13 protein-coding genes and 1 tRNA gene are annotated in these 9,305 nt (G+C 71.1%); 11 read left to right on the plus strand and 3 right to left on the minus strand.

Going from position 1 to position 9,305, the window contains the following annotated elements; all coding sequences use genetic code 11:
- The first annotated feature begins 27 nt into the window (after window positions 1–27).
- The gene (locus AB0412_RS31740) at window positions 28–174 is read left to right on the plus strand and encodes a hypothetical protein (protein WP_366406047.1); all 147 of its coding nucleotides are present in this window, start codon (window positions 28–30) and stop codon (window positions 172–174) included.
- 119 nt (window positions 175–293) lie between these two features.
- Here the strand turns inward: AB0412_RS31740 and AB0412_RS31745 are convergent, their stop codons facing one another.
- Window positions 294–1,934, minus strand: a complete 1,641-nt coding sequence (locus tag AB0412_RS31745; protein WP_366406048.1) for a helicase HerA-like domain-containing protein — start codon at window positions 1,932–1,934, stop codon at window positions 294–296.
- 105 nt (window positions 1,935–2,039) lie between these two features.
- Between AB0412_RS31745 and AB0412_RS31750 the strand changes: the two genes are divergently transcribed.
- Complete coding sequence (locus AB0412_RS31750; RefSeq protein ID WP_004943146.1) at window positions 2,040–2,336, plus strand: type II toxin-antitoxin system VapB family antitoxin; 297 nt, start codon at window positions 2,040–2,042, stop codon at window positions 2,334–2,336.
- Window positions 2,337–2,465: 129 nt separating this feature from the next.
- Complete coding sequence (locus AB0412_RS31755) at window positions 2,466–3,077, plus strand: LytR C-terminal domain-containing protein (protein ID WP_366406057.1); 612 nt, start codon at window positions 2,466–2,468, stop codon at window positions 3,075–3,077.
- A 57-nt stretch (window positions 3,078–3,134) separates the two neighbouring features.
- On the opposite strand, the gene upp is transcribed toward AB0412_RS31755, so the two are convergent.
- Window positions 3,135–3,770, minus strand: coding sequence for a uracil phosphoribosyltransferase (gene upp / locus AB0412_RS31760; RefSeq protein ID WP_366406049.1), 636 nt, complete (start codon window positions 3,768–3,770; stop codon window positions 3,135–3,137).
- A 138-nt stretch (window positions 3,771–3,908) separates the two neighbouring features.
- On the opposite strand from upp, the gene AB0412_RS31765 reads away from it, so the two are divergent.
- The 8 genes from AB0412_RS31765 to AB0412_RS31800 all read left to right on the plus strand — a co-directional run bounded on the left by AB0412_RS31765 (window position 3,909) and on the right by AB0412_RS31800 (window position 8,628).
- A complete protein-coding gene (locus AB0412_RS31765; protein ID WP_366406050.1) occupies window positions 3,909–4,202 on the plus strand; it encodes a hypothetical protein in 294 nt (97 codons plus the stop codon).
- Window positions 4,203–4,583: 381 nt separating this feature from the next.
- Window positions 4,584–5,126 (plus strand): hypothetical protein, encoded by a 543-nt coding sequence (locus tag AB0412_RS31770; RefSeq protein WP_366406058.1) that lies wholly within the window; start codon window positions 4,584–4,586, stop codon window positions 5,124–5,126.
- A 56-nt stretch (window positions 5,127–5,182) separates the two neighbouring features.
- Window positions 5,183–5,614, plus strand: coding sequence for a tRNA adenosine(34) deaminase TadA (tadA, locus tag AB0412_RS31775; RefSeq protein ID WP_366406059.1), 432 nt, complete (start codon window positions 5,183–5,185; stop codon window positions 5,612–5,614).
- A 63-nt stretch (window positions 5,615–5,677) separates the two neighbouring features.
- Window positions 5,678–5,762 (plus strand) — tRNA-Ser (locus AB0412_RS31780).
- A gap of 106 nt (window positions 5,763–5,868) precedes the next feature.
- Window positions 5,869–6,045, plus strand: coding sequence for a hypothetical protein (locus AB0412_RS31785; RefSeq protein WP_366406051.1), 177 nt, complete (start codon window positions 5,869–5,871; stop codon window positions 6,043–6,045).
- Window positions 6,045–6,338, plus strand: a complete 294-nt coding sequence (locus tag AB0412_RS31790; protein ID WP_366406052.1) for a Dabb family protein — start codon at window positions 6,045–6,047, stop codon at window positions 6,336–6,338. The genes AB0412_RS31785 and AB0412_RS31790 overlap by 1 nt, the downstream gene beginning before the upstream one ends.
- Before the next feature lie 185 nt (window positions 6,339–6,523).
- On the plus strand, window positions 6,524–7,369 hold the full coding sequence (locus tag AB0412_RS31795) for an RNA polymerase sigma factor SigF (RefSeq protein WP_366406060.1): 846 nt from the start codon (window positions 6,524–6,526) through the stop codon (window positions 7,367–7,369).
- Window positions 7,370–7,704: 335 nt separating this feature from the next.
- On the plus strand, window positions 7,705–8,628 hold the full coding sequence (locus tag AB0412_RS31800; RefSeq protein ID WP_366406053.1) for an RNA polymerase sigma factor SigF: 924 nt from the start codon (window positions 7,705–7,707) through the stop codon (window positions 8,626–8,628).
- Window positions 8,629–8,708: 80 nt separating this feature from the next.
- Here AB0412_RS31800 and AB0412_RS31805 read toward each other — a convergent pair whose 3' ends face one another.
- Window positions 8,709–8,903 carry a hypothetical protein gene (locus AB0412_RS31805; RefSeq protein WP_366406054.1) on the minus strand — a complete coding sequence of 65 codons (195 nt, stop codon included), beginning with the start codon at window positions 8,901–8,903 and terminating at the stop codon, window positions 8,709–8,711.
- Between the last annotated feature and the right edge of the window lie 402 nt (window positions 8,904–9,305).

Genomic DNA, 9,305 nt, shown 5'->3' on the forward strand with positions numbered 1-9,305 from the left:
AAACGAACGGAAACAGGAGACACCGTCATGCTCAAGGACCCGTACGCGGTCATGCGCGCCCTGCTGCGCGCCGAGGCCGCCCGCAACGGCACCCCCCTCCCGCCGAAGACCGACCCCAAGAAGCCGGCCGCCCACAAGCGCCAACGCCCCGCCCCCGAACGGAGCCGTGACTGACGAACGACGAAGCGGCGGAGGCGGACGACCTCTCCCTCCGCCGCACGAAGCGAACCGGGGCCGCGTTGCCGTCACTGCGGGTGCGGGGCCGTGCCGTGCCCGGCGCGAGCGAGCCGCGCCTACCGCCTCCTGCGGCGCGCCGTACCGAAGAGGGAACGGGTGATCTCACGGCCGATCTGGGTGCCCAGTGACCGGGCGAGGGACTTGAACACGCCGCTGCCCGCGACCTGTTCGACGAGGGAGTCGCGCTCCTCACGCCCCTCCCGCTCCTCATGCCCCTCCCGCGGCTCACGCCGCCCGCCGGCGTCCTTCGGCGCCCTCGTCGCCGCGCGCATCTCGTCCGGCCCCTTGGCGCCGGCCGGCCGCTCGGCCAGTCGTTCGTACGCCGACTCCCTGTCCACAGCCTGTGCATAACGTCCGTACGCCGCCGACGCCCGGACCGCCCGCTCCAGCTCCGCCTCCGGCACCGGCCCCATCAGGGACTCCGGCGCCCGCAGCCGGGTCACGGCGACGGGCGTCGGGGCGCCCCGCTCGCTGAGCACGGTCACCACCGCCTCTCCGATGCCGAGGCCGGTCAGGACCTCCTCCAGGTCGTACGGGGAGTCGGGGAACGTCTTCACCGTGGCCTTCAGCGCCTTCTGGTCGTCCGGCGTGAAGGCGCGCAGCGCGTGCTGCACCCGGTTGCCGAGCTGGGCGAGGACCTCGCCCGGTACGTCCTTCGGGGTCTGCGTCACGAAGAACACGCCGACCCCTTTCGAGCGAATCAGCCGCACGGTCTGCGTGATCGAGTCCAGGAACGCCTTCGAGGCGTCGTCGAACAGCAGATGCGCCTCGTCGAGGAAGAAGACGAGACCCGGCCGGTCGATGTCACCGACCTCGGGGAGGTCGTGGAAGAGGTCGGCGAGCAGCCACATCAGGAACGTGGAGAAGAGCGTCGGCCGGTCCTGCACGGCGGCCAGCTCCAGCACGGAGACGACACCGCGCCCGTCCTCGGTCGTGCGCAGCAGCTCCGCCGTGTCGAACTCCGGCTCCCCGAAGAAGCCGGAGGTGCCCTGCGCCTCGAAGGCGGTGAGGGAACGCAGGATCACCCCGGCCGTCGCCGTGGACAGACCGCCGATGGACTTCAGCTCCTGCTTGCCCTCGTCCGAGGTCAGGAAGGCGACGACGGCCCTGAGGTCCTTGAGGTCGATCAGCTCCAGGCCCTTGGTGTCGGCGTAGTGGAAGATCAGCTGGAGCGACTGCTCCTGGGTCTGGTTGAGCCCGAGCACCTTCGACAGCAGCAGCGGCCCGAAGCTGGTGACCGTGGCCCGCACGGGGATGCCCTGCCCGATGCCGCCGAGGGCGTAGAACTCGGCCGGGAAGCCGGTCGCCCTCCACTGCTGGTGCACGTCACGCGCGCGGGCCTCGACACGCGGACCCGGTTCGCCCGGAGCGGAGATCCCGGAGAGGTCGCCCTTGATGTCCGCGAGGAACACCGGCACGCCCTGCGCGGACAACTGCTCGGCGATCAGCTGGAGCGTCTTGGTCTTGCCGGTGCCGGTGGCGCCCGCCACCAGACCGTGCCGGTTGAGCATGGAGAGCGGCACCCTGATCTGCGCGTCCGCCCTGCACTCCCCGCCCCAGACAAGGGCGCCCAGGTCGAGCGCGGGCCCGGCGAAGGCGTATCCGGCGGCGATCCGCAGGGCCTCCTCGGGGAGGGCGGGTGCGCTGCCGGGCGCCTCGGGAGCGGTGGCCGGCGGAATCGTCTTGCGCTCGCTCATCTCGGGCCCCTGTTCCCGTTTCGTCCGGCTTTCGGGTGTCTTTTTCAGCGTCGCACTGCGTCGCCATGGCTGCGCCCGGAACGTCTTGACCGGTAGGCTTTCCGTGTGATCTTCAAGCGCATCGGAAACGGCCGGCCGTACCCCGACCACGGCCGGGAGAGCACCCGGCAGTGGGCGGACGTCGCGCCGCGCCCGGTCCGCCTCGATCAGCTCGTGACGACCAAGCAGCAGCTCGACCTCGAGACCCTCCTCGCCGAGGACTCGACCTTCTACGGCGACCTCTTCGCGCACGTCGTGAAGTGGCAGGGCGACCTGTACCTGGAGGACGGCCTGCACCGCGCGGTGCGCGCGGCGCTCCAGCAGCGCCAGGTGCTGCACGCACGCGTGCTCGAACTGGACTGATCCGCTCCACCCCACGGGGGCCGGGTTGGCCCTTTCGGGTTGGACTGCACCCAGTCGAATGATCATCTAGTAGGCAGAGTCGCCGGAGCGCACTACGCTGCGCTCATGAGCATGCTGACTCCTCCCGGCATGGGCGGCCAGTACCGGATCACGGGTGACAAGTACCCGCGGATGCGCCGGCCCCGGCGGCGCGGCAGGCTCGTCGTCCTCACCGCCGCCTGCGCCGCCGTGCTCGGTGTGGCGGGCTGGGGGACGCTCCAGCTCATCGAGGTCTTCACCGGCGGCGGCAACCCCGCGAGCGCGGCCGGCACCAAGGCCGCCTGCGCCGCGAAGGCGAGCGCCTCGCCCCGCGCCAAGGCTCTTCCCGAGCCGGGCACGATCAAGGTCAACGTCCTCAACGCCACGACCCGCAGCGGCCTGGCGAAGAAGACCGCCGACGAGCTGAAGAAGCGCGGGTTCAAGATCGGCGAGGTCGGCAACGCGACCAAGGAGTACGACAAGAAGGTCAAGGGCACCGGTGTGCTGCTCGGCCCCGCGTCCGCGCTCAACACCTCGCTGCCGGTGCTCGCCACCCAGCTCACCGGCGCCGAGCGCCGCACCGACGCCGTCCGCAAGGGCACCGAGGTCGACCTCATCATCGGCGACGGCTTCCGCGCGCTGACGAAGAAGGCGGACGCCGACAAGGCGCTGGCCGCACTGGCCACGCCCTCACCGGCGCCCACCTCGAAGAAGGGCTGCTGAGGGGCCCGGGCCCCTCAAGAGGGTCAGCGGGCCCTGGTTGCCGGGCCCTTCGACGGGTTACTCGGCCGCTCCGTACATCCGGTCCCCCGCGTCGCCGAGGCCCGGCACGATGTAGCCGTGCTCGTTGAGCCGCTGGTCGACCGAGGCGGTCACGACCGTCACCGGGGTGCCGGCCAGCTCGCGCTCCATGACCTCGACGCCCTCCGGCGCGGCCAGCAGCACCACGGCGGTCACGTCGTCCGCGCCGCGCTTGATCAGCTCCTGGATCGCCGCGACGAGCGTGCCGCCCGTGGCCAGCATCGGGTCCAGCACGTACACCTGACGCCCGGAGAGGTCCTCCGGCATCCGGGTGGCGTACGTCGAGGCCTGCAGCGTCTCCTCGTTGCGGATCATGCCGAGGAAACCCACCTCGGCGGTCGGCAGCAGCCGGACCATGCCGTCCAGCATGCCGAGCCCGGCCCGCAGGATCGGCACCACCAGCGGCCGCGGGTGGGACAGCTTGACGCCCGTGGTCCGCTCCACCGGCGTCTGGATGTCGACCTGCTCGGTGCGTACGTCGCGCGTGGCCTCGTAGGCGAGCAGGGTGACCAGCTCGTCGGCGAGACGACGGAAGGTCGCGGAGTCGGTGCGCTGGTCGCGCAGCGTGGTGAGCTTGTGGGCGACCAAGGGGTGGTCGACGACGTGGAGACGCATGCCCCCACAGTAGCCGGGCGGCACGACCCCGGCGTCCCCGCGCGGCGGCAAGCCTCCCGGGCCGCTCCTCACCCGTTCGGTGGCGTCAAACCGCCCGGCCGGGGGAAGGTGGGAGGGACGGACTGGGGTGGTGAGCCGATGCCTGAGCAGGATTTCCGAGACGATCCGTCGACCCGCGGGCCCCTCCGCGGCCCGGGCCCTCGCCGCGGCCCGGACACTCCCGGGGCCGCTGGCACCGATGGGACCACGGGGACCGGCGAGGCCACCGGGGCGCCCGGCGACTCCGAGACGGAGGCGGAGCGGCGCCGGCGGCGCGCCCGGTTTCTGCGGGAACTCGCCGAGGCGCGCGCACTGCGCGACCGCGTCCAGCCGCGCCGCGCCAAGGCGGCCCGGCTGCGCCACGCGATGCGCATGCGCACCTTCCGCTGGTAGGGCCCCTCCGCCGGCAGGAATCCGCCCGACACGACGAGCCGCCGCTGCGGCATTCGGCCCCGCATCCGGGAAGTTCCCCGCACGGACGGGCGTTTGCCGAAGTGGCCCTGCGGGGACGTCGCCCAAAGCCGCGTACGATCCGCATGTGGCGGCAACGAGTGCGCTGGTGAGTCCCGCACGGACCCGCTCGGCGACATGCGACGCGACATGCGATGCACCATGCGATCAAAACTGCCGGACACAGGGAGCCGAAGACGTCCCTCAGGGGCCTTGTTTCTGCCACGATTCCGAGTGGGTGGGGCTCGATGGAGCACTTCCCGCCCGCAACCTCCGCCGGGGGGATCCCCAACCGGCACGCCTATGACCAGTGGGAGAGTCACGGTGTACTTCGCCGCACTGCTCGCGCGCACCGAAGACGGGTGGGAAGCGAGCGACACAGAGCTCGACGACGTGGAGACCCTGTCGGATCTGGCCGACCTGGCCCGGGAAGCCTCTCCCGACGAGGACACGGTGCTCGTGCTGATCGAGCAGGAGGACGGCTGGTTCGGCGTCGTCCGCGTGGACGGCGAGGAGGACCCTCGTATCTACGTCTCCGACGCCGCAGCCGCCGCCCGCAGCAGCTACGGAGAGATCCTGCTCACCGACGAGCTGCTCGGCCGTGAGCCCGGGGACGACGGCGCCGATCTGGACGCCCTCGACCTCGACGGAACGGAGGACGGTGAACCGGACGACGACGCCGACGACACCGACGGCGCAGCGGACGCCGGTGCCGCCGGGGCCGTGCCGCACGGGCCGGTCGGTGACGCGCAGGTCCTGGAGGACCTGGGCGTGAGCGAGAAGGAGCTGCGTTCCCTGACCCAGGACGCCGTCAACGAGATCGCCGAGGCCCTCGGTGCCTCGGAGGTCCTGGAGACCGTCCGCTGACCATGCCGAACACACCAGGGCCGCCGGATCCGGTGCGCGACCCGTGGCGGCCCGCGATGCGGCTCGCCCTGGACGAGGCCGAACTGGCCGTCCGCGGCGGGGACGTTCCGGTGGGCGCCGTGGTGCTCGCTCCCGACGGCAGCACCGTGCTGGCCTCCGCTCACAACGAGCGCGAGGCCGGCGGCGACCCCACGGCACACGCCGAGGTGCTCGCGCTGCGGCGGGCCGCCGCGAAGCTCGGCGAGTGGCGGCTGGCCGGCTGCACCCTTGTGGTGACGCTGGAGCCCTGCACGATGTGCGCGGGCGCGATCCAGCAGGCCCGGGTCGACCGGGTCGTCTACGGCGCCCGGGACGAGAAGGCGGGCGCGGTCGGCTCCCTGTGGGACGTCGTCCGCGACCGGCGGCTCAACCACCGGCCCGAGGTGATCGAGGGCGTGCTCGCCGAGGAGTGCGCCCGGCCGCTCACGGAGTTCTTCCGGGGGCGGTGAGCGCCGCCGGGGGCGGGCTTATCGATTTCAGACCATGCCGCACTGTGCTGTAAGGTCTCCCTCGGTAGCGTGTCCGAGCGGCCGAAGGAGCTCGCCTCGAAAGCGAGTGTGGCGCAAGTCACCGAGGGTTCAAATCCCTCCGCTACCGCTTGTGAAGGGCCTCGTCGTCGGACGGGGCCCTTCGTGCGATCATGGGCCCCGCTCCGCGTGACATCAGCGCATCGTCGTGACAACCGTGACAGGGGAGGGCCGCGATGGCGGTGAACTCTAAGAAGGTCGCCGTGTACGTCGTCGCGGTCTTCGTGCTGTACGTGATCATCACGGACCCGGCGAAGGCGGCCGACTACGTCCAGATAGGGTTCGAGGGCATATCGGACGCCGCGAAGGCCATCGGCGACTTCATGACCTGGCTGGCCAACGGAGGAAAGTGATGATCCGCCATCTGGTGCTCTTCAAGCTGAACGAGGGCGTCGAGCGGGACGACCCGCGGGTCGTGCAGGGCGTCGAGGCTTTCCGCGCGCTCGAGGGCAAGATCCCGGAGATCCGGTTCTGGGAGTGCGCCTGGAACATCAGCGACCGGCCCATCGCCTACGACTTCGCCATCAACTCGGCGTTCGACGACGCGGACGCGCTGCGCCGGTACGTGGAGCACCCGGAGCATCAGGCCGGGGTCGGGCTGTGGCGGGAGTTCGCCACGTGGGTGATCGCCGACTACGAGTTCTGACCGTCCGCCCCGTACCGGTCCCTTCGAGCCCTCCGCCGTCACGGCGGGGGGCTTCCGTGTTCCTGATGTCAACTTTCTCTCGCTTTAGCCCCTCAACACGAAATATGCGGTGCTTGCACACGGTTAGCCTGTCTTGTGATGCTATGACCGCTTTTGACGGATGAGTTGACGGATTAGAGGTGGCGTTGACCGTGTCGGCCAGTACTGCGCCGCCCCAGGACGAGGTTCCCGCGACTGCGACCGCCACCGCGCCCGTCCCGGCCAAGCGCCGGGGCGCCGACACACGGGCGCTGACCCAGGTCCTCTTCGCCCAGCTCAAGGAGCTCGAGCCGGGCACGCCGGAGCACTCCCGCGTCCGCGCGGCGCTCATCGAGGCCAACCTCCCGCTGGTGCGCTACGCGGCGGCGCGGTTCCGCTCGCGCAACGAGCCGATGGAGGACGTGGTCCAGGTCGGCACGATCGGGCTCATCAACGCCATCGACCGCTTCGACCCGGAGCGCGGCGTGCAGTTCCCGACGTTCGCGATGCCGACGGTGGTCGGCGAGATCAAGCGGTACTTCCGGGACAACGTGCGTACGGTGCACGTGCCGCGCCGGCTGCACGAACTGTGGGTGCAGGTCAACAGTGCGACCGAGGACCTGACGACCGCGTTCGGGCGGACGCCGACGACCGCCGAGATCGCCGAGCGGCTGCGGATCAGCGAGGACGAGGTGCTGTCCTGCATCGAGGCGGGACGGTCGTACCACGCGACCTCGCTGGAGGCCGCGCAGGAGGGAGACGGGCTGCCCGGGCTGCTGGACCGGCTGGGGTACGAGGACCCGGCGCTGGACGGCGTGGAGCACCGCGATCTCGTACGGCATCTGCTCGTCCAACTGCCCGAGCGGGAGCAGCGGATCCTGCTGCTGCGGTACTACAGCAACCTCACCCAGTCGCAGATCAGTGCGGAACTCGGCGTCTCGCAGATGCACGTGTCCCGGCTACTGGCGCGTAGCTTCCAGCGGCTGCGGTCCGCGAACCGGATCGACGCGTAGACCGGCCCGCGAGCGGCCGGGCAGGCCGGGCGGGCGGACAGGCCGGGTCGGCGGACAGGCCGGGTAGGCGGACAGACGATCGACGAGTCACCGGTGCGAGCGAATCGCTCATCCGTGCCGTTGTGTGGATTTCTGAGCCGAAAGGCCGTCAGACCCCTTGTTTCCAGGGCCGATTCGTATCTCAGATGTCGACATGTCACTACAGCGCGTTGCCGACATGTGACATTCTGCGGGAAGCGCGTTTGCCGGGGCTTCGGCGCCGGTATTCAGGTGAAGGCTGCGTTCCTCAGACGGGAGCGTTCGCCGCGACCGTCCCGCGACCCAAAGGGGGTGGCATGTCCGCAGACCAGGGCAGCTCGAAGGTGCTCACGCTCGCGGAGAGCGAGACAGCTCCCGATGCTCTCGACGCACTCGGCCCCGTCCCGCCCGTCCTCCCGCCCGTCGACGAAGGCACGGCTCTGGACGCCGAGCCTGCCGCGGAGCTTCCGGCCACCGCGGCTCTCGACACCCGCACCCTGTCCCGCTCCCTGTTCCTGCGGCTCGCCGCGCTCGACGAGGACAGCCCCGAGCGGGCGTACGTCCGGGACACCCTGATCGAGCTGAACCTGCCACTCGTGCGCTATGCGGCGGCGCGGTTCCGTTCGCGCAACGAGCCGATGGAGGACATCGTCCAGGTCGGCACGATCGGGCTGATCAAGGCGATCGACCGGTTCGACTGCGAACGGGGCGTGGAGTTCCCGACGTTCGCGATGCCGACGGTGGTCGGGGAGATCAAGCGGTTCTTCCGGGACACGTCGTGGTCGGTGCGGGTGCCGCGGCGGCTGCAGGAGCTGCGGCTGGCGCTGACGAAGGCGAGCGACGAGCTGTCGCAGAAGCTGGACCGGTCGCCGACGGTGACCGAACTGGCGGCCGTGCTGGGCGTGTCGGAGGAGGACGTCGTCGACGGCCTCGCGGTCGGGAACGCGTACACCGCGTCGTCGCTGGACTCGCCCGCGCCGGAGGACGACGGCGGGGAGGGCTCGCTGGCGGACCGGCTGGGGTACGAGGACACCGCGCTGGAGGGCGTGGAGTACCGGGAGTCCCTGAAGCCTCTGCTGGCGAAGCTGCCGCCGCGGGAGCGGCGGATCATCATGCTGCGGTTCTTCGCGAACATGACGCAGTCGCAGATCGGTGAGGAGGTCGGCATCTCGCAGATGCACGTCTCGCGGCTGCTGACGCGGACGCTGGCGCAGCTGCGGGAGGGTCTGATCTCCGACTGATTCTGCGGGTCGTTCGACGCGGCGCGTGGCCGCCGGGGCGCCTTGGGGGCGCAACGGCGGCCGCCGTGTGTCCGGGTGGGCTACTTCAACGCGAGCCAGGCGACGGCCGCGACGACCGCCACGGCGACGACGACGCCGATGATCAGCCCGATACGGGGGCCGCCGCCGGTTGCGCCGGCCTGCCGGCCCTGGGGGGCCTCGTCGACGAACGCGCGGAACATCTGGGTGCTGCCGGCGGGGTCGTGGTTGCCCTGCGGGTTGTGGGTGTCAGCCATGCCCCGAGACCCTAGCGAACCGCCTGCGGCGGGCCCAAGCGGGGTGGGGGTGCGCGTGTGGCCATGCCTGCGGCGCAACGCTCCAGACGGGGCGGGCGACCGTTGAAGCGGGGGCAGCTGACGCGACCCTCGTACTGGCGCGCGATCCGGAGCGGCAGCCCCGCAGCGCGGGCCCGCATGGCGTCCAGTTACGTGCAGGACAGCCTGTTCGGGACTGACTGCGGTGCCGCCCGGCCCGGCGTATCCTTCGCGCGTGAAGCTGCGCTTCGAGACGCGTCGGTCCGACTCCCCGTGGGTCGACACCGTGTGGACCTGCACGAGCGAGCAGGTGACGACGATGACGTCCGTCGCGGGGGTGCGCTGGGGTCTGGTGTTCTGGGAGCAGGACGGCCGGGCGTACGC

Origin of the sequence: Streptomyces sp. NPDC052012 (genome assembly GCF_040689265.1) — a bacterium.
GTDB lineage: Bacteria > Actinomycetota > Actinomycetes > Streptomycetales > Streptomycetaceae > Streptomyces.

What these genes read in the sequence shown, in the direction of transcription:
- AB0412_RS31765 (WP_366406050.1), top strand. Translation starts at nt 3,909, where the DNA reads ATGCCTGAGCAGGATTTCCGAGACGATCCGTCGACCCGCGGGCCCCTC.
- AB0412_RS31790 (WP_366406052.1), top strand. Translation starts at nt 6,045, where the DNA reads ATGATCCGCCATCTGGTGCTCTTCAAGCTGAACGAGGGCGTCGAGCGG.
- AB0412_RS31740 (WP_366406047.1), top strand. Translation starts at nt 28, where the DNA reads ATGCTCAAGGACCCGTACGCGGTCATGCGCGCCCTGCTGCGCGCCGAG.
- AB0412_RS31785 (WP_366406051.1), top strand. Translation starts at nt 5,869, where the DNA reads ATGGCGGTGAACTCTAAGAAGGTCGCCGTGTACGTCGTCGCGGTCTTC.
- AB0412_RS31800 (WP_366406053.1), top strand. Translation starts at nt 7,705, where the DNA reads ATGTCCGCAGACCAGGGCAGCTCGAAGGTGCTCACGCTCGCGGAGAGC.
- AB0412_RS31755 (WP_366406057.1), top strand. Translation starts at nt 2,466, where the DNA reads ATGGGCGGCCAGTACCGGATCACGGGTGACAAGTACCCGCGGATGCGC.
- AB0412_RS31805 (WP_366406054.1), bottom strand. Translation starts at nt 8,903, where the DNA reads ATGGCTGACACCCACAACCCGCAGGGCAACCACGACCCCGCCGGCAGC.
- AB0412_RS31745 (WP_366406048.1), bottom strand. Translation starts at nt 1,934, where the DNA reads ATGAGCGAGCGCAAGACGATTCCGCCGGCCACCGCTCCCGAGGCGCCC.
- tadA (WP_366406059.1), top strand. Translation starts at nt 5,183, where the DNA reads ATGCGGCTCGCCCTGGACGAGGCCGAACTGGCCGTCCGCGGCGGGGAC.
- upp (WP_366406049.1), bottom strand. Translation starts at nt 3,770, where the DNA reads ATGCGTCTCCACGTCGTCGACCACCCCTTGGTCGCCCACAAGCTCACC.